The sequence below is a fragment of the Actinoallomurus oryzae genome (assembly GCF_039541955.1).
GTDB lineage: Bacteria > Actinomycetota > Actinomycetes > Streptosporangiales > Streptosporangiaceae > Actinoallomurus > Actinoallomurus oryzae.
This window is the reverse complement of record NZ_BAABHF010000015.1, coordinates 245,541-262,673: the sequence shown is the minus strand read 5'-3', so window position 1 is coordinate 262,673 and position 17,133 is coordinate 245,541. Positions and strand designations below refer to the sequence as shown.

Genomic DNA, 17,133 nt, shown 5'->3' with positions numbered 1-17,133 from the left:
ACTGGGTATGGCGTACGCACGTGGGGGGAACGGTGACCGACGCCGAGCAGGTGAACATCTGGATGCGGCCCGAGCGCCCGGCCCGCGGGCCCAAGCCGGCCTACAGCCGCGCGCAGATCACCGAGGCCGCCGTCCGGATCGCCGACGCCGAGGGCCTGGAGGCCGCCACCATGCGGCGGATCGCCGCCGAGATCGGCGCCGGCGCGATGTCCCTCTACCGGTACGTCCCGAGCCGCGACGACCTCATCATGCTCATGGCCGACCGGCTGATGGGCGAGATCGACGTCGAGGGCATGCCCTCCGGCGACTGGCGCGCGGACCTGACGCGCTACGCCGGCGAGTTGCGGGCCATGTGGTTGCGGCACCCGTGGATCGCCACCGCGCAGCGGGCGCTCGTCGTCTTCGGCCCCAACCAGCTGCGCCTGATCGAACGCGTGATGGGCTCCCTCGACGCACACGTTCCGATCGACGAGAACCTCGCCCTCATGGCCATCCTGAACGGCTACGTCGAGAGCGCCGCCCGCGACGAGGTCAGCTGGACCCAGGAGATCCGCCGCAGCGGGCTCACCGAGTCCGAATGGATGGCCCGGAGCTACCCGTACATCCAGCGGCTGGTCGAGAGCGGGGAATACCCGATCTTCACCAAGATCGTGACGGGGTCACGCCAGCCGCACCTGAGCCGCGACGACCAGTTCCGGTACGGCCTGGAGCGCATCCTCGACTGCATCGCCGCGGCGCTCCCCGCCGACGACGGAATCTCCGATGGTGACGCACCCGCAGGGGCGGCCGGACCGCGATGAACCAGTGCCAAACCGCCGGACGTTGTTGACACCGGGCACTATGGCATAGGCATCTTCGCGCCCTGACATTACAGTCACTAAACTGTCACCCATCGGGTGGCCGACGACCAGGGGGCAATGGTGAGCCTCGACCGTTTACCGCACGCCGGGCGATTGACTCCCTCATCGAGCCAGCTGTACAAGCACGCCGCGGGTATGGGCGTTTGCCCGCGGCCCGCGGAGGCCGCCACACAACTCGGCATTGCGACGGACGAAGCCGAACGCGCCATTGAGCACCTCATCGATCTGAAACTTCTTCGGCCTGATCCCTGCGACGCGGACCGTCTCGTTCCCATCAGCCCGGACACCGCCGCGACGGTGCTGGTCGCCGAGGAACAGGCGGCCCTGATCCGTCAGCACGAGGCCCTGGAGGCGGTTCGCGCGGACCTTCAGGCACTTATGCCGACATATATAGAAAACGCGCGCAACAACCAGCAAGAACAGAATCTGGAGATTCTGCCGACGGCCGACGAGGCGCGAAGCGCCCTTACGGGTCTCATCGCCGGGGACGCCCGCGAGGTGCTGTCCATTCAACGCGGCGGGGCCCGCGACGCCCGGCTTCTCGAGACGAAACTCCCCCACGACCTCGCCGCACTGAGATCCGGCACCGGAATCCGGCTTCTCTACCAGCACACCGTCCGGGCACATCTGCCGACCTATTCCTACATCGGGAAGATGACCAAGGCCGGTGCCCTCGTCCGCACCACCGATCAGCTCCAGATCTGCACGGTCATCCTCGACCGCCGCACCGCGTTCCTGCCCATCGGCGGGCACGAGGACTGGTCGTCCGGAGCCGTGCTCATCCGCGAACCCACGATCGTCCACTTCCTGATCCAGACGTTCGAGCAGGCGTGGAGCGCGGCGACGCCGGTGCGCGCGGAGATCCTCGGCTATCGCGACATCGACGACGACATCAAGCTCTCGATCGCGAAGCTCCTCGCCGAGGGCCACACCGACGAAGTGGTCGCCCGCCGGATGGGGATGGGCGTCCGCACGTGCCGCCGGCACATCGCCGAGCTCATGGACGAACTCGGTGTGAAGAGCCGCTTTCAGGCGGGCGTCGCCGCCGCACACCGGGGACTGATCTCCAACCATTCTTGAGCGCCGTCCCGGCCGCCGCGCGGGCTTCGGGTCACGCGCGTCCGCGCGGGGGTGACCAGATCCTGCGCGCAACATCCTGCCACCGGCGAGGACATCGACGGCCGTAGCGGCCCGTTGCACACTGGCCACGTTTCAACCCTCCGCCGGGCCGCGCACCCGGCGTATCCGATCACGACCCACACGTGTTCGACAGAACGGAGTGAAGAACGTGACCGTCTCCGCCTCCACCGGAAACGCCACGAAGAACGGCGCACTACCGTTTGCCCCGGCGACGTCCGCCGCCGCCTCCGCCGCCCTCTCCAGATCGGCGACCGTCTGGGCGTCCTGCCCCATATCGACGCCGGCCAGAGCGTGAGCGTCGAGCAGTTCGCCGATGCCGCCGGGCTTCCCGAAGAAGGCATCGCCGATTACCTCGAGGCGCTGACGGCCGCCGGAATCGTCGAAGAGTCCTCGGGCCGGTTCCGCGTCGTCGACGACTTCCCGCAGATTCGGTACGAGGCCGGCTACGCGTCCTGGACGATGAACGCCAACCGGCCCTTCATCGAGCACGCGCGCGAATTCCTGGAGTCACCGGACAAGGCACGCAAGACCTACCAACGTGACGGCCGCCAGGTGGCGGTGAGTTCGCAGTGGGTGGGATCCATGGGCTTCTATCCCGCCGCGCTGGGCACCATTCTCGGGCAGCGCCGCAGCACGTCGTCGACCTCGGCGCCGGCACCGCCCGTCTCCTGGTCAACATCCTCCGGGAGTTCCCCGGCTCGACCGCCGTCGCACTCGAGATCGACGCGCCGTCGTGCGAGGAGGCCCGTCGCGCGGCCGAGCGCGCGGGAGTCGGCGACCGCCTCACCGTGATGGTCCGCTCCGTCCAGTCGGTCGCGACCGATCCCTCGCCGGTCGCCGACGCCGACGTCATCCATGCGGGGTTCGTCTTCCACGACATGATGCCGGACGAGGAGGACCTCGCGGACGGGGTGCTGAGGCAGTGCCGCGACGCGCTGAACCCGGGCGGCCTGCTGGCCATCACGGACGCCGCGCCGTACGTGACCAACGAGCGGGAGCGTCGCTTCAGCGCGGCCGTCACGTACTTCCACAAGGAGTTCATGGGCCGGCGACTCCTCACGGACGAGGAGTGGCAGGCGAAGCTGACCGCCGCGGGGTTCAGCAGCGTGGAGACCGTGCCCCTGAGGTTCCCCACCGGCCGGCTGCACATCGCGCGGAAGATCTGACCCGTGTCTCCTCCTACGCAGCGCTCGGCTTGAGGCGGCGCTCGGCTCAAGAACGCGGAGGTGCGCGTGGAACACGGCGATCTGCACGGTGCGCTCGCCGACCCGATTCTCGATTCGATCAAGCTCCTGAACGAAGTCGTGCTGCGCTGTCCGGAGGCCGTCTCCTTCGCCCCCGGGTGGCCGGTGGAACTTTTTTTCGAGGTCGCGGACGTCCACCGCCTGTTGAACGTCTACACGCACCATCTGCGTGACCATCTCGGTCATCCACCGGAACAGATCCGGCGCACGCTCTTCCAGTACGGCGACGCGGGCGGGCAGATCCGGGAGCTCGTGGCCCGGACGCTCGCCAACGACGAGGGGATCCGGGTCGCCCCGGAGGCCGTGGTCGTCACCGTCGGCTGCCAGGAGGGGATCTTCGGCGCGGAGCCTCGGCCGACGCTCAAGTCGATCGACCGCGACCACCGGGTGATCTACTTCGGCTCGTTCTCGAAGTCGTGCCTTCCCGGGGTGCGCACCGGGTACGTGGTGGCCGACCAGCCGGTCGGCCACGGCGGCCTGCTGGCGACCGAGATCGCCAAGATCAAGAGCATTCTGACCGTGAACACCTCCCCGATCGACCAGGCGATCGTGGGCGGCATGCTCATCGAGTGCGGCTTCCGCCTGCGCGAGTCCGCGAGCGGCAGGATCGAGTTCTACCGCGCCAACATGCGGACCCTCCTCGCGGAGCTCGGCAGGAACTTCGGCGCCGTGCCCGGCGTCCGCTGGAACGCGCCGGACGGCGGATTCTTCGTCACCGTCGAACTGCCGTTCCCGGTGGACCTCAAGCTGCTCGACGAGTCGGGCCGCGACTACGGCGTGATCTGGTCGCCGATGAGCTACTTCTACCCCGCGGGCGGCGGCGAGTGCTCGATCAGGCTGTCCAGCAGTTACCTGAGCCCGGAGAAGATCACCGAAGGGGTCCGGCGCCTGCGCGCATTCGTCGGGAACCACATCGCCTGAGCAGAAAGAGCAAGAAGAAACCCCGTGAGCACCGCAGCAGAGAGAACAGCCGAAGACCGGCAGCGCGACGAACAGCCGGACCCGCGTCAGAGGATCGCGTTGTGGAGCCTGCTCCTCGCGACCTTCATGGGCATGCTCGACCTGTTCATCGTGAACGTCGCCGCGCCGGCCGTGCAGGGCGACCTGCACGCGTCCTTCGGCGACATCCAGTTCGTCATCGCCGGCTACACCCTGGCGTACGCGATGGGCCTGGTCACCAGCGGCCGCCTCGGCGACGCGTACGGCCGCAGGCGCGTCTTCGTGATCGGGGTCGTCGTCTTCGGCGCCGCGTCGGTCGCCTGCGCGGCCGCACCCGGGGCCGGCGCTCTCGTCGCCGCGCGGGTGGTCCAGGGCCTGGGCGCCGCGCTCATGCTGCCGCAGGTGCTCGCGCTCATCCAGGTGATGTTCACCGGAACCGAGCGGGCCCGCGCGATCGGCCTGTACGGCGCCGTCCTGCCCGTCGGCGCGATCGCCGGACAGATCGCCGGTGGGAGCCTCGTCCGCCTGGACCTGTTCGGCCTCGGATGGCGAATGATCTTCGTCGTCAACGTGCCGCTCTGCGTCCTCGCCGCCATCGGCGCGCTGCTGACGGTGACGAAGGTCGACGGCTCGGGCCGCTCCACGTTCGACGTTCCCGCGGTCGGCATGCTGAGCCTCGCGCTCCTGCTGCTGCTCTATCCGCTGATCGTCGGGCCGGAACGCGGCTGGTCGTCGACGGCCACGATCGAACTCGTGGCGTCCGCGGTGCTCTTCGCGGCCTTCGGGCTGTGGGAGCGCCGGGTGGACGCGCGGGGCGCCGCCGCCCTGCTGCCGCTCCGCCTGTTCGGCGAGCGCGGCTTCGCCCGCGGGCTGCCCACGGCGCTGTTCTTCTACAGCGGCAACTCCGGGCTGGTCCTCATCCTGTCCTACTTCCTGCAGAAGGGCGTGCACCTGGCTCCGCTGAGCTCGGGCCTGGTGTTCGTCCCGATGGGGATCGCCTCCGCGGTCGCGGCGCTGGCCGCCCGGCGCCTCGTGGAGCGTTACGGGCACCGGATCACCGTCTCCGGCACCGGCTTCATGCTGGTCGGCCTGCTGCTGACCTGGGCGGCGATCGGCGCGGCGCACGGCGGCGCACAGGCGCTGGCACTCCTGCCCGGTCTGGTGGTCGCCTCGTTCGGTCAGGGGCTCATCGCACCCGCGCTCATCGGACTGGTGCTCGCCGAGGTCGTGCCCGAGGACAGCGGCGCGGCCTCCGGCGGGCTGCTCACCGCGACCCAGGTCGCCAACGCCCTCGGCGTCGCCGTGATCGGCTCCGCGTTCACCGTGCTCGTCGGCGATCACGGCTACCGCACGGCGTTCGGCACCTGCCTGTTCGTGCTCGGCGCCCTCGCCCTGGCGACGTTCGTCTTCCTGATGCTGCTGCGTCCACGGCCGGCCGGCGCCGTGACCGGTCAGGCGCCGACCCGTACGTAGTCGTGGTCGTAACCGAAGTAGCGGGGACCGACCAGCTCCAGGCCGTCCGGCGCGTGCCACCGCGGGTCGCACGGCGCGCCGACGACATCGACGCGGAAGCCGTACCGCAGGGCCTCGGTGGTGACCGGCTCGTCCGTCTCGCTCTCCGGCACGCAGATCAGGTCCGGCACACTGGCGACCACCGCGCCCTCCCGGTACGCGACGAGGTTCTCGTTCTGGAAGTCGATCCGCAGCTCGGTTCCGGCGAACTCCCCCATGCCGTCGAGCCGCGCCGACCCGCGGGCGAAGCCGCTTCCGGTGCGCCGGACGACATCGACGATCTTCCCGGTGAACACCCGCTGCCACACTTCGTCTTCCGTGCCGTGGATTGACGTACGGAGCGCCTCGTGCCGGTCCACGAGCCGCTGAAAGGCCGTGGCCAGCGCGGCGGTGTCGAGGTCTCCGGCGATCCGCCGGGCGAGGGCGATGTTGTACGCGGGGTTGCCGGGGTCCAGCCGGTCCATGAACCAGATCTGTTCCTGGGCCGAGGACAGCGGTGCGTGCTCGGGAGAGGTGTCTCCCGGCCGGAGCGCGTCCGGCGCCGCCCGCCTCCCGGCCAGCGCCCGTTCGAGCCGGGCGCGCCGGGCCGGGTCGAGGCCGGCGATGCGCCGGGCCAGGTCACTCATCGTCGGCCTCCGCTCCGGCGGACTCGGCGAGCGTCGCCTCCAGGTCGCCTCCGGCCGCCCTGAGCTGCTCCTCGAGCACCGCGATCGCCAGGCCCTCGATCGTCGAGCTCTCCAGGCACCAGCTCAGCGGTACGGTGACGCCCAGCCGCTCGCGGATACGCACCGTGACGTGCGCGGCCGGCAGAGAGTGCCCGCCGAGCGCGAAGAAGTCATCGTCGCGGCCGATGTCGGACCGCCCCAGCAGCTCCCGCCAGATCTGGCGCAGTGTCTCCTCGACCCCCGTGAAGGCCGGTCCCGGCCCGGAATCGGCGCCGCCGTCGCCGGCGGCCGAGCCGGACGGGGCCGGTGTCGCGGGCCGTTCGCCCACCGCGGCGCGGGCCAGCACCGCGACCGTGGCATCGGGGCCCTCCTCCGCCAGGCCGAGCAGCCGGGCGAAGGACTCGCCGATGGCCCCGGCGGCCGGTGCCTCGATCAGATCCCGGCGGTATTCGACCTCTCCACAGAATTGCCCGTCCGCCTTTTCGAACAGTACCGCCAGGTCGAATTTCGCGGTGTCGGTCGTCATGGGCTCGGGGATGAAGGTCAGGTCTCCGCCGACGACGGGCCTGCGTTCGCTTTTCATCGCGAGGATGACGTTGACGAGAGGCGTCTCGAACGGCTTGCGCCGCGGGCGGAGTTCCTCGACGAGAAGGTCGAAAGGGATGTCCTGGTTGCGGTAGGCCTCGTCGAGGACGTCGCGTACGTGCTCCAAGTGCCGGCGGAACGGCGCGCCCTTCTCAACATTGATCCGGGCGATGACCGTATTGCCGAAAAAGCCGATGGTATTTTCCCCATTCGGGCCCGGGACGCGCCGCGACGGCGATTCCGACGAGGACGTCGGAGGTGTCCGCGCGTTCGGACAGCAGCGCCGCGTAGCCGGCGAGCAGCACGGTGAACAGGTTCGCGCCCCCGGTCTCGGCCAGGGAGCGGAGCGCGGCCACGGTGGGCTCCGGCACGGTGAACGGCACGTGCCCGCCGGCGTGGCTCCCGGGCGTCCACCCCGCATGCTCCGGGAGGGCCAGGCGCTCCGGCGCTCCTTCCAGCTTCGCCCGCCAGAAGTCGCGCCGGCGGTTCCACCGCTCGCTCCCGCGCATCCGCCGCTGGTGGCGCGCGTAGTCGGCGTACGACGCCCCCGGCTCCGCCTCGCGGCCGGGCGATCCGCCGGTGAGGAGGGCGATGAGCTCGCTCTCGAGCGACCGGACCGACCGGTTGTCGACCATCGCGTGGTGCATCGTGAGGAGCACCCGGTGCTCGGTCTCGCTCAGCCGTACGTGCAGGCCGCGCAGCGGCGCGTCCTCCGCCAGGTCGAACCCGTGCGCGGCGTGCGCGGCCACCGTCTTCCGCGCCTGCTCGTCGCGGACCGGCCCCGTCTCATCGGACAGGTCGACGCCGGTCCACGCCGCGGGCGCCGGAGGATCGACCACCTGGAGCACGTCTCCGTCCCGTAGGACGACGCGCGTGCGGAGCGTCTCGTGGCGCCGGACGAGCTCGTCGACCGACCGCCGTAAGAGGGCGGAGTCGAGCGGTCCGGTCACGCGCAGGTGGAGATGGATGTTGTACAGGGAGCTCGTCGTGTCCAGCTGGTTGAGGAACCAGAGCCGCCGCCGGCCGTACGACGCCGGGACACCGGTGGCCATCGGCCGGCGGCTCAATTCTCCACCACCGCCCACAGCGACTTCGGCCGCGGATCCGTCCAGACGCCCTCGATGTATTCGAGGCGCTCTTCCCGGGCGCCGGAGAATCCTGCGTCCCTCCACCCCGCGGGAATGGCCGTTTCCTGCGACCAGATCGAGTATTGGTCTTCGTCGTTGACCACGACGCGGAATTGTTCACTCACCGTGATTCCTTCGGTCGACTACGGCGAACGGACCCAGCACAGGTCTGTGAAGGAAAATGACCTCGGATCTCCGTCGGCCGAACTGCTCAGCGGGCGGAAACGAGATCGCCGGGCGAGGAATCGGACCCGTTCAATACCGGGCGGCGTTCCCTGGACGGGGCGCCGGGCGGCCCCGTCCGGTGGCCGGGGTCAGTGGGCCCAGAGCGCCCCGGCGATGGCGGTGCCGACGAAGGCGGCTCCCAGGCCGGCGACCACACTGGCGACGACGTTGACGGCGGCGAAGAACCTCGCTCCGGTCTCGGCCAGCCGCAGCGTCTCGTAGGAGAAGGTGGAGTAGGTGGTCAGGGCCCCGCACAGGCCGGTGCCGAGGAGCAGCTGCACACCGGCCGAAGCCGCGTGGTACGTCACCGCGCCGGTCAGCAGCCCCAGGATCAGGCAGCCGGTGATGTTGATGGTGAAGGTCCCCCAGGGGAAGACCGAGTCGTGCCGGGCCTGGACCGCCCGGTCGGTGAGATAGCGCAAAGGCGCCCCGACCATGGCGCCGGCGATGACGAGCAGCCAGTTCACGGCGCCTCCTGGCGCCCGGTGTAGCGCAGCACCTCGACCTCGTCCAGGACCACCAGGCCCTCGGTCACCAGTTCGTCCAGCTCGGGGAGGAACGCCCGGATGCGCGGCTCGGCGTCGATGATGATGACGACGATGGGCAGGTCCTCACTCAGCGACAGCAGCCGGCTGGTGTGGATCAGGGACGAGGCCCCGAAACCCTCGTACCCCCGGATGACGGTCGCGCCGGCCAGACCGGCCTTGTGCGCACGGTGCACGATCTCGGTGAACAGGGGCTTGTGATGCCACTGGTCGCTCTCCCCGATGAAGATCGTCAACCGGAGTGCCGTGCCGTGAAGGCGTGTCATGACCGTCTCCCTGCGATCAGACGACGTGTGGTGGCCGCCGCCGCCCACACCGCGCCGAGCGCCACGAGCAGCGTCAAGGCGAGGTAGCCCAGCGCCGTACGGGCGCGGCCGGCGTCGATGAGGCGGACGATGTCGACGGCGTAGGTGGAGAAGGTGGTGAAGCCGCCGAGTATCCCGGTGCCGACGAACGGGCGTACCAGCCGGTGCACCGCCCATCCGTCGGTGATGACCACCATGAACACACCGATGATCGCGCAACCGATCGCGTTGATCGCCAGTGTCGTCCACGGAAAGGCCCCCGGCGCGGTCGGCCAGATGAGGCCGGCGCCGTAGCGGGCCGCCGCCCCGAGCGCGCCGCCGGCGGCGACGACCGCCACCACCGGCGCCTGCCCGCGGGTCGCCTCACGTCGTCGCGTGCGCATCGTCGAATCGAGGTCGGGGTCGATGGGTTCGTGAACCCGGTTGCCGGGCGCCGTCATGTGTCTCGGTCTCCCTACTCGTGAGACGCCCACCTGGGTGCGCGGGCGTACGCCGTCACAAGCAGGGACCGTTGGCGACACAAGTGCCGCGGTTCGGGTACGGCAGGCCCCACCGCCGCGCGGGGGTCGTCCGGCCCCGCAGTGACTCCAGGATACCGGCACCCGGCTCTGACGGCATGAGAGCACCCCCGGCCATCGCCCCGGCGGCCCCAGAGACCTCTGGACACGCCCACGCCACGGCGGCATCCTGGAGCGCGCGCCGAGGGAGAACCGCGATGAGCACAGCCGAGCACGACATGGTCACCGCACCGGCCTTCCCGATGGAGCGGACCTGCCCGTTCGCTCCGCCGGCCGAATATCGCCGGATGCGCGCCGAGGGGCCGCTCGTCCGGGCCGCGCTTCCCAACGGCGCGCCGGTCTGGGCGGTCACGCGTCACGCCGAGGCGCGGCAGATCCTCAGCGACCCGCGGATCAGCTCGAACACCGGGCGGCCCGAACGCCCGCGGGGGCCCGACGACGATCGGCCCGACGAGGGCTTCTTCATCGACCTGGACCCGCCCGAGCACAGCCGGTACCGGCGATTGCTGATCTCGGAGCTGGGGGCCCGCCCCGTGGCCGCCATGCGGCCGCGCATCCAGCGCATCGTCGATACGGCGATCGACACGATGCTGGAGACCGGATCGCCCGCCGACCTCGTCGAGTCGTTCGCGCGCCCGGTCGCGGCGCGCGTCGTCTGCGAGTTGCTCGGCGTCCCGGACGGCGACCGCGAGTTCTTCGAGTCCCGGCTCCGCATGCTGACCGTGATGAGCCTCGACACTCGGGCGCCCCAGGGGTCCCGGGAGCTGCGCGGCCATCTCCGCGACCTCATCCGCCGCGCCGAGCGAGAGCCGTGCGACGGCGTCATCGGACGGCTGGCCGCCCGGCACCTGCCCACCGGCGAGCTGACCGCCGACGCCCTGATCAACATGGGCTTCCTGCTGCTGCTCGCGGGCTACGAGTCGCCGGCGAACATGATCTCTCTGGGGGTGGTGACGCTCCTGGAGCATCCGGCGCAGCTCGCCGCGCTGCGCGCCGATCCGGGCCTGCTGCCGGGGGCGGCCGACGAACTGCTGCGGTTCCACTCGGTGCAGGACTGGGTCAGCTTCGACCGGGCGGCAGCGGACGACCTCGACATCGGCGGTGTGCGGGTCCGCGCCGGTGACCGCCTGACGGTGCTGGCCGCGTCCGCCAACCGCGACGAGCGGGCGTTCGAGAACCCCGACGAGTTCGACATCCGCCGGTCCGCGCACCACCACCTGGCCTTCGGCCACGGGGTCCACCAGTGCATCGGCCACAACCTGGCCCGCGCCGAGCTGGAGATCGCCTACGGCACGCTGCTGACCCGGATACCGACGCTGCGCCTGGCGGCCGGGCTCGACACGCTGCCCTTCGCCTACGACGCCGGGCTGTTCGGGCTGCACGCGCTGCCCCTCACCTGGTGAACGTCACGCGAGCGGCACCAGCGCGGTGATCTCGGCCAGCTCCTCGGCCGTCGGTTCCCAGTCGCCGGCGGCCACGTTGGCCCGCACCTGCTCCGGACGGGTCGCGCCGGCGATCACCGAACCGCAGCCGGGCAGCGCGGCCAGCGCGCCGATGGCCACGTCCAGCACCGACCGGCCGTGCTCCCCTGCACAGGACGTCAGCGCCTCGACGCGGTCCAGCCTCTCCGGCGTGATGAGGTGGGAGCGCTCCGCCAGCCGGCTTCCGGCCGGGGGTTCCTGCCCGCGCCGCACCTTTCCCGTCAGCAGCCCGTGGGCCAGCGGGAAGTACGGCAGCACGCCGACCCCGTAGTGCAGGGCCGCCGGCACCACCTCCCGCTCGGCGCTCCGGTCCAGCAGCGACCAGTGGTTCTGCGCCGACACGAACGACGCGCACCCTCGCTCGCGGGCCACGTGCGCGGCCTCGGCGATCTGCCAGCCGGCAAAGTTCGAACTGCCGATATAACCCACCTTGCCCTCGCGCACCAGCTCGGTCAGCGCGTCGAGGGTCTCCTCGATCGGGGTGACGCCGTCGGGAAAGTGGTACTGGTACAGGTCGATGTGGTCGGTACGCAGCCGGCGCAGCGACCCCTCCACCGCCCGCCGGATGTACGACCGGCCGCCGAGCGCTCCGCGCGCCTCGCCCCTCCCGTCGTCGGGGCGGTTGCCGCGGCTGCCGAACTTGGTGGCCAGCACCACCTTGTCACGCCGCCCGGCCAGCGCCTCGCCGAGCAGTTCCTCGGAGGCTCCCGGCGGCGCGCCGTACGACTCGGCGGTGTCGAAGAGCGTGACCCCCTCGTCGATCGCCGCGTCCACCACCTCCCTCGTACGGGCCGCACCGATACGCCCGCCGATGTTGTTGCAGCCCAGCCCGACCACCGACACCCGAAGGCCCGAGTCGCCCAAGGTCCTGTAACGCATGATCCTCCCTATCCCTCGGCCGGAACGGCGCCCCAGGCGACCGGCAGCCGGTCCACTCCGTACACCGCCATGCGTTCGCGGGTCGGCACCTCGGCCGCCGGAACGGCCAGGCGCAGGTCCGGAAAGCGCTCCAGGAGCGCGGTCAGCGCGATGCGGAGCTCGGCACGTGCGAGGTGCTGCCCGAGACACTGATGGACACCATGCCCGAACGCCAGGTGCCCGACCGCGGAACGCTCCAGGTTCAGCGTGTCCGGGGCGGGGAAGCGTGCGGGATCCCGGTTCGCCACCGGCAGCGCCAGCACCACCGTCTCGCCCTCCGCGATGACCTGGCCGTCGATCTCGACGTCGGCCAGCGCGGTGCGCCGTACGTCGAACTGGAGGATCGACAGGTACCGCAGCAGCTCCTCGACCGCCCGCTCGGCGAGTTCGGGGCCCGCGGCCAGGCGGGCGCGCTCGCCCGGGTCGGTCAGCAGCACGAACGTCCCGAGCGCGAGCATGCTCGACGTGGGCAGGTGCCCGGTGGCGAGCAGCACCATCCCGAGGTTGGTGAGCTCCTCGTCGCTCAGGTCGCCGGCCGCCACGGCGTGCGCCAGCAGCCCGTCCTGCGGCGCAGCGGGACCGGCGCGCAGGCGCGCGAGGAGTCCGCGCACCGTCCCTGTGATCGACATCACGGCCTCGACCGCCCGCTCCGGCGTCGATTCCAGGTCGTTCATCACCGCGGTCGCGGCCTGGATCGCGTGCCGGTCCTCCGCGGGTACGCCCAGCAGCTCGCAGATCACCAGCGCCGGCACCGGCACGGCGAAGGAGGTCACGAGGTCGGCGGGCGACCCGCCGGCCGCCATCCGGTCGAGCGCCTCCGCGGTGTACCGCCGGATCGCGGGCGTCAGCCCGGCGACGCGGCGGGGCCCGAAGTGGCTGCTCAGCAGGCGGCGGTACCGGGTGTGCTCCGGCGGGTCCATGTGCGGGAAGATGCCCGGCTCCGCGGGTGTCGGCCGCTCGTGCGCGCGCTCGTTGCCGACCGGCTGGTGCAGCAGCTCACGCCGGGTGCTGAAACGCGGATCGGCCAGGATGGCCCGGGTGACGGCGTAGCCGGTGGCCACCCAGCCGACGTGCCCGTCGGGGTAGGCGAGCCGGCTGAGCGGAGCTCGCCTCCGCAGCTCGACGGGTGGGTCGAAGGGGGTGGGCCGGTCGGTCTCCAACGGCTGGGCCATTCGACCGTCGCTCATCCGCAACCTCCCCGCCCGGGCGCCGGGCGGCACCCGGCACGGCGATGATCATCAGCGCCGAAGATTATGCATGACGCATGAGAAAAATGACACCACTAGTCATTTCTGCACCATCCGATTAGCATCGGCGCTGACCGAACGGACACCCGGTCAACGCGCAGGGTGCGCAAATGCTGCCGGTCTGTGATTGGCAAGCCGACGACTCTTCCAGCAGTCTCATTGTTCATTCCCAGCAGAGGTGTTAATGGCTTTTCGGGATGCGCAGGTCGCCGTTGTCGGTGGTGGGCCGGTGGGCCTCATGCTCGCGTGCGAGGTGGCACTCCACGACGTTCCGGTGGTGGTGCTCGAACGGCTGCCCGAGATCGAATGGCGTCCGAAGGCCGAGGGCATCACCGGGCGGGCCGTCGACATCATGGATCGCCGCGGTCTCATGGTGGGGGTCGCCGAGACTCCCATCACGCCCCCGACGGCCGAGCAGCGGGCCCGCATCGCCGCAGGTGAGCGGAGGCCCGACAGCCTGCACCCCAAGGCGTTCCCCGGCGCGCGGCACTTCGCGAGCATGTTCCTGCTCCGCCCGGAGTCCCCCGACCTGCTGGTGCCCCAGCAACTGCTGGAGGAGGACCTGGCGCGGCACGCGGAGGAGCTCGGCGTCGAGGTCCGGCGCGGTCACACCGTCACCGGGTTCACGCAGGACGACGACCGGGTCCGTCTCGACGTCGACGGCCCGGACGGGCCGTACCGGCTGGAGGCGGAATGGCTCGCCGGCTGCGACGGCGGCCGGAGCATGGTCCGTAAGCTGTCCGGTATCGCCTTTCCGGGAACGGATGGCATCACCACCGGCTACCGCGCCTTCGCCGAGATCGACGACCCCGACTTTCACCTGCCCGGGTGGTTCCGCAAGGACCGCGGGCTCCTGGTGTACGAGGAGGGGCCGCCCCGGTTCATCACCCTGGAATTCGACGGGCCACCGGAGAATCGGGACGCGCCCATCACGGCCGAGGAGTTCCAGGAGTCGCTGCGCCGCCTCAGCGGCACCAAGGTGACGGTCACCGAGGTCAAGAAGATCACCCGGTTCACCGACAACGCGCGGCAGGCCGAGACGTACCGCAGCGGGCGGGTGCTGCTCGTCGGCGACGCGGCGCACGTGCACTCGCATTGGAGCGGTCCGGGGCTGCGGCTCGGCCTGGGCGACGCCGTCAACGTCGGCTGGAAGCTCGCCGCGGTCGCGCGCGGCTGGTGCGGCGAGGATCTGCTCGACACGTACACCTCCGAGCGGCACCCGATCGGCGTGCAGACGCTGGAGATCCAGCGCGCCTCCATCGCGTTGATGCGGCCCGGACCGCACGTCGACGCGCTGCGCCGGCTGCTCAAGGAGCTGCTGCTCCGCGACGAGGCGAACCGGCAGCTCACCGCCCTGGTCGACGACCTGCACATCAGCTACGACATGGGCGACCCGTCGCCGGCCGGCCCACTGGTCGGGCGCTACAGCCCGGACCTGCGGCTACGGCGCTCCGACGGCACCGTACGGGTCGCGGAACTGCAACGCACCGGGCGGGCCCTGCTGCTCGACCTCGCCGCCGACCCCGGGCTGCGGGCGCTCGCCGAGCCCTGGTCCGACCGGGTCGACGTGATCACCGCAGATTGCGACGACGCCCCCGCGGACGCCCTGCTGATCCGGCCGGACGGCTTCGTCGCCTGGAGCACGCCCGCCGACCCGGCGTCGCTCACCGGCGCCCTCACCCGCTGGTTCGGCCCGCCGGCCGGTACCGCCTGAGAGACCACGAAACCCACACGCTCCTGGAGGCCGGAGTGAGCGACTCCATGCTGACGACGCTGCCCGCGACAAGCTCGGTGGACGAGGCGATCGACGTGGTCGACCGCGACGGGGCAGTGATCATCGAGGACTTCGCCGACGCCGGCACGCTCCGCGGCCTGTGGGAGGACCTGGGTCCGGACCTCGAACGCCAGGCGGACGGCGACGGACGCCTGGTCGGCGAGAAGACCCGCATCCTGCCGGGGCTGGTACGCCGGAGTGCGCGGTCGGTCACGATCATGCGGCAGCCGCACTTCCTCGGCACGGCGCGGCACTTCCTGCAGCGGCCGGTGAAGGCCTGGCTGGGCGAGCAGCGTGTCGAGCTCGTCCCGACGATCCAGCTGGGCATATCGCGGGTGATCCAGACCTGGCCCGGGGTGGCCCTCCAGGGGCTGCACCGGGACGACACGGCCCACCTCCGTACCCACCCGGGCCCGGAGAGCCGGGTGCAGGTCATGGTCGCCGCGAGCGAGTTCACCGCGCGCAACGGCGCCACCCGTGTGATCCCCGGCAGCCACCGGTGGGACGACGAGCGGGCGCCCCGCGACGACGAGGCGGTCCCCGCCGAGATGCGGGCCGGCTCCGCCCTGCTGTGGCTCGGCAGCACGTACCACGGCGCCGGCGTCAACGCCTCCGACGGCCCTCGCACCGGCCTGTCGTACGCCTACGACCTCGGCAACCTCCGGCAGGAGGAGAACCAGTACCTGTCCATACCGCTGGAGGTGGTCCGCGGCCTCCCCGAGGACATCCAGCGGCTCCTCGGCTACGAGGCCTGCCCGCCGATGTGCGGGCTGTACGAGCTGAACGATCCGATGCTGCTGCTCCGCGACGGGTCCGCGGACCCGGCCGCGGTCTCCGGCACCCGATGAGAGCCCGGTGAGACCCGGGCCTTCGGCCCCATCGTGCCCCGCGCCGCGACGTTTCCGCGCCGGAGGAGGGACAGACAGATGCGCACACCCGACATGTACCTGCGCAGTATCGGCGTCCATCTGCCACCGGTGATCGGCATCGAGACGGCCGTCGCCGAGGGCCGCTACCCGGCCGACGAGGTGGAGTACTTCCGGCTGGGCGGCGCGGCCGTGGCCGGTGACGTGCCGGCTCCGGAGCTGGCGCTGCGCGCCGCCCGGCAGGCGTTCGAGCGTTCCGGCGGCCTGTCCCCGCGCGAGCTGGACCTCATGCTGTACTCCGACGTCTGGCACCAGGGGCCGGAGGGCTGGGAGCCGCAGTACTACCTGCAGCAGCACCTGGTCGGCGGCGACGTCCTGGCCGTCGAGCTGCGGCAGGGATGCTGCGGGCTGTTCAGCGCGCTGCAGCTCACCGCCGGGTACCTGCGGCCCGGCGGCACCGCGCTGCTCGTCGGCGCCGACAACCACGGCACCCCGCTGGTCGACCGGTGGCGGATGATCGAGGGCGCCGTGATGGGCGACGCCGGATGCGCGCTGCTGGTCACCACCGACACCGGGTTCGCCGAGCTGCGGTCGATCAACGTCACCGTGCTGCCGGAGGCCGAGGCGGTCAACGACGGCGGCGTGCCGATGTTCCCGCCGGACGCGACCGTGGGGCGCCCGCTGGACTTCGCCGCGCGCAACCGGGAGTTCCGCAAGCGGTTGATCGCCGGGGACGGCGCCCAGGTCATGCTGGCGATCCAGAAGACGCTGCTGGAGCTGGTCGACCGCACACTCCTGGAGGCGGAGATCACGCTCGACGAGGTCGCGCGCGTGGCCTTCCCCCACGGCCGCTGGGACGACCTGGAGCACCGCGGGGTCAACTGGCTCGGGCTGACCATGGCCGACACCACCTGGGACTACGGCGCCCGGATCGGCCACCTCGGGGTCAGCGACCAGTTCGTCGCCCTCGACCACCTGCTGGCGTCCGGGGCGCTGGCCGCCGGCGACCACGTGCTGCTCGTCGGGCTCGGCGCCGGCACCACCATGGCCTGCGCCGTACTGCGGATCCTCGACGTCCCGCGGGAGTACGCCTCCGGCGGGTCCGGCTGAGCGCGCGGAGCGGGTGCACCGGCGAACACGCGCCTCCGGTCGGGACCGGGCGTGGGCGCATCGACTTCGAAC

19 protein-coding genes are annotated in these 17,133 nt (G+C 71.2%); 9 read left to right on the top strand and 10 right to left on the bottom strand.

Features of this window, described 5'->3' with window-relative positions; genetic code table 11:
- The first annotated feature begins 20 nt into the window (after positions 1–20).
- Together ABEA10_RS10210 and ABEA10_RS10205 are read left to right on the top strand one after the other, a co-directional pair.
- Entirely contained in the window at positions 21–800 is a 780-nt protein-coding gene (locus ABEA10_RS10210) for a TetR/AcrR family transcriptional regulator (protein WP_345460710.1), read from the top strand.
- Positions 801–896: 96 nt separating this feature from the next.
- Positions 897–1,940 carry a helix-turn-helix transcriptional regulator gene (locus tag ABEA10_RS10205; protein ID WP_345460707.1) on the top strand — a complete coding sequence of 348 codons (1,044 nt, stop codon included), beginning with the start codon at positions 897–899 and terminating at the stop codon, positions 1,938–1,940.
- Positions 1,941–2,072: 132 nt separating this feature from the next.
- Here the strand turns inward: ABEA10_RS10205 and ABEA10_RS10200 are convergent, their stop codons facing one another.
- Positions 2,073–2,489 carry a hypothetical protein gene (locus tag ABEA10_RS10200; protein ID WP_345460704.1) on the bottom strand — a complete coding sequence of 139 codons (417 nt, stop codon included), beginning with the start codon at positions 2,487–2,489 and terminating at the stop codon, positions 2,073–2,075.
- A gap of 80 nt (positions 2,490–2,569) precedes the next feature.
- Here ABEA10_RS10200 and ABEA10_RS10195 point away from each other — a divergent pair, with 80 nt between their 5' ends.
- The 3 genes from ABEA10_RS10195 (at position 2,570) to ABEA10_RS10185 (ending at position 5,656) form a co-directional block, all read left to right on the top strand.
- Complete coding sequence (locus ABEA10_RS10195) at positions 2,570–3,166, top strand: class I SAM-dependent methyltransferase (RefSeq protein WP_345460701.1); 597 nt, start codon at positions 2,570–2,572, stop codon at positions 3,164–3,166.
- Between the two features lie 66 nt (positions 3,167–3,232).
- Positions 3,233–4,165, top strand: coding sequence for an aminotransferase class I/II-fold pyridoxal phosphate-dependent enzyme (locus tag ABEA10_RS10190; RefSeq protein ID WP_345460698.1), 933 nt, complete (start codon positions 3,233–3,235; stop codon positions 4,163–4,165).
- A 24-nt stretch (positions 4,166–4,189) separates the two neighbouring features.
- On the top strand, positions 4,190–5,656 hold the full coding sequence (locus ABEA10_RS10185; RefSeq protein ID WP_345460695.1) for an MFS transporter: 1,467 nt from the start codon (positions 4,190–4,192) through the stop codon (positions 5,654–5,656).
- On the opposite strand, the gene ABEA10_RS10180 is transcribed toward ABEA10_RS10185, so the two are convergent.
- The 7 genes from ABEA10_RS10180 to ABEA10_RS10150 form a co-directional block, all read right to left on the bottom strand.
- On the bottom strand, positions 5,635–6,321 hold the full coding sequence (locus ABEA10_RS10180) for a DUF917 domain-containing protein (RefSeq protein WP_345460692.1): 687 nt from the start codon (positions 6,319–6,321) through the stop codon (positions 5,635–5,637). The two genes, ABEA10_RS10185 and ABEA10_RS10180, sit on opposite strands and share 22 nt — an antisense overlap.
- Positions 6,314–7,108, bottom strand: coding sequence for a phosphopantetheine-binding protein (locus ABEA10_RS10175; protein ID WP_345460999.1), 795 nt, complete (start codon positions 7,106–7,108; stop codon positions 6,314–6,316). Before ABEA10_RS10175 ends, ABEA10_RS10180 begins: the two co-directional genes overlap by 8 nt.
- A complete protein-coding gene (locus ABEA10_RS10170; protein ID WP_345460689.1) occupies positions 7,098–7,997 on the bottom strand; it encodes a condensation domain-containing protein in 900 nt (299 codons plus the stop codon). The genes ABEA10_RS10175 and ABEA10_RS10170 overlap by 11 nt, the downstream gene beginning before the upstream one ends.
- 11 nt (positions 7,998–8,008) lie before the next feature.
- On the bottom strand, positions 8,009–8,197 hold the full coding sequence (locus ABEA10_RS10165) for an MbtH family protein (protein ID WP_345460686.1): 189 nt from the start codon (positions 8,195–8,197) through the stop codon (positions 8,009–8,011).
- A gap of 189 nt (positions 8,198–8,386) precedes the next feature.
- On the bottom strand, positions 8,387–8,764 hold the full coding sequence (crcB, locus tag ABEA10_RS10160; protein WP_329236533.1) for a fluoride efflux transporter CrcB: 378 nt from the start codon (positions 8,762–8,764) through the stop codon (positions 8,387–8,389).
- A complete protein-coding gene (locus ABEA10_RS10155) occupies positions 8,761–9,108 on the bottom strand; it encodes a DUF190 domain-containing protein (protein WP_329236534.1) in 348 nt (115 codons plus the stop codon). Before ABEA10_RS10155 ends, crcB begins: the two co-directional genes overlap by 4 nt.
- Positions 9,105–9,587 carry a fluoride efflux transporter FluC gene (locus ABEA10_RS10150; protein ID WP_345460679.1) on the bottom strand — a complete coding sequence of 161 codons (483 nt, stop codon included), beginning with the start codon at positions 9,585–9,587 and terminating at the stop codon, positions 9,105–9,107. The genes ABEA10_RS10155 and ABEA10_RS10150 overlap by 4 nt, the downstream gene beginning before the upstream one ends.
- A gap of 275 nt (positions 9,588–9,862) precedes the next feature.
- On the opposite strand from ABEA10_RS10150, the gene ABEA10_RS10145 reads away from it, so the two are divergent.
- On the top strand, positions 9,863–11,068 hold the full coding sequence (locus tag ABEA10_RS10145; RefSeq protein WP_345460676.1) for a cytochrome P450: 1,206 nt from the start codon (positions 9,863–9,865) through the stop codon (positions 11,066–11,068).
- A 3-nt stretch (positions 11,069–11,071) separates the two neighbouring features.
- Here the strand turns inward: ABEA10_RS10145 and ABEA10_RS10140 are convergent, their stop codons facing one another.
- Positions 11,072–12,025, bottom strand: a complete 954-nt coding sequence (locus tag ABEA10_RS10140) for an aldo/keto reductase (protein WP_345460673.1) — start codon at positions 12,023–12,025, stop codon at positions 11,072–11,074.
- Between the two features lie 8 nt (positions 12,026–12,033).
- Positions 12,034–13,251 carry a cytochrome P450 gene (locus ABEA10_RS10135; protein WP_345460670.1) on the bottom strand — a complete coding sequence of 406 codons (1,218 nt, stop codon included), beginning with the start codon at positions 13,249–13,251 and terminating at the stop codon, positions 12,034–12,036.
- Between the two features lie 244 nt (positions 13,252–13,495).
- Between ABEA10_RS10135 and ABEA10_RS10130 the strand changes: the two genes are divergently transcribed.
- The 3 genes from ABEA10_RS10130 (at position 13,496) to ABEA10_RS10120 (ending at position 17,061) form a co-directional block, all read left to right on the top strand.
- Complete coding sequence (locus ABEA10_RS10130; RefSeq protein ID WP_345460667.1) at positions 13,496–15,025, top strand: FAD-dependent monooxygenase; 1,530 nt, start codon at positions 13,496–13,498, stop codon at positions 15,023–15,025.
- Between the two features lie 35 nt (positions 15,026–15,060).
- Positions 15,061–15,933, top strand: a complete 873-nt coding sequence (locus tag ABEA10_RS10125; RefSeq protein ID WP_345460664.1) for a phytanoyl-CoA dioxygenase family protein — start codon at positions 15,061–15,063, stop codon at positions 15,931–15,933.
- Positions 15,934–16,011: 78 nt separating this feature from the next.
- Positions 16,012–17,061, top strand: coding sequence for a ketoacyl-ACP synthase III family protein (locus ABEA10_RS10120; RefSeq protein WP_345460661.1), 1,050 nt, complete (start codon positions 16,012–16,014; stop codon positions 17,059–17,061).
- Positions 17,062–17,133 lie beyond the last annotated feature (72 nt).

What these genes read in the sequence shown, in the direction of transcription:
- ABEA10_RS10180 (WP_345460692.1), bottom strand. Translation starts at nt 6,321, where the DNA reads ATGAGTGACCTGGCCCGGCGCATCGCCGGCCTCGACCCGGCCCGGCGC.
- ABEA10_RS10140 (WP_345460673.1), bottom strand. Translation starts at nt 12,025, where the DNA reads ATGCGTTACAGGACCTTGGGCGACTCGGGCCTTCGGGTGTCGGTGGTC.
- ABEA10_RS10145 (WP_345460676.1), top strand. Translation starts at nt 9,863, where the DNA reads ATGAGCACAGCCGAGCACGACATGGTCACCGCACCGGCCTTCCCGATG.
- ABEA10_RS10135 (WP_345460670.1), bottom strand. Translation starts at nt 13,251, where the DNA reads ATGAGCGACGGTCGAATGGCCCAGCCGTTGGAGACCGACCGGCCCACC.
- ABEA10_RS10170 (WP_345460689.1), bottom strand. Translation starts at nt 7,997, where the DNA reads ATGGCCACCGGTGTCCCGGCGTCGTACGGCCGGCGGCGGCTCTGGTTC.
- ABEA10_RS10150 (WP_345460679.1), bottom strand. Translation starts at nt 9,587, where the DNA reads ATGACGGCGCCCGGCAACCGGGTTCACGAACCCATCGACCCCGACCTC.
- ABEA10_RS10130 (WP_345460667.1), top strand. Translation starts at nt 13,496, where the DNA reads ATGGCTTTTCGGGATGCGCAGGTCGCCGTTGTCGGTGGTGGGCCGGTG.
- ABEA10_RS10120 (WP_345460661.1), top strand. Translation starts at nt 16,012, where the DNA reads ATGCGCACACCCGACATGTACCTGCGCAGTATCGGCGTCCATCTGCCA.
- ABEA10_RS10155 (WP_329236534.1), bottom strand. Translation starts at nt 9,108, where the DNA reads ATGACACGCCTTCACGGCACGGCACTCCGGTTGACGATCTTCATCGGG.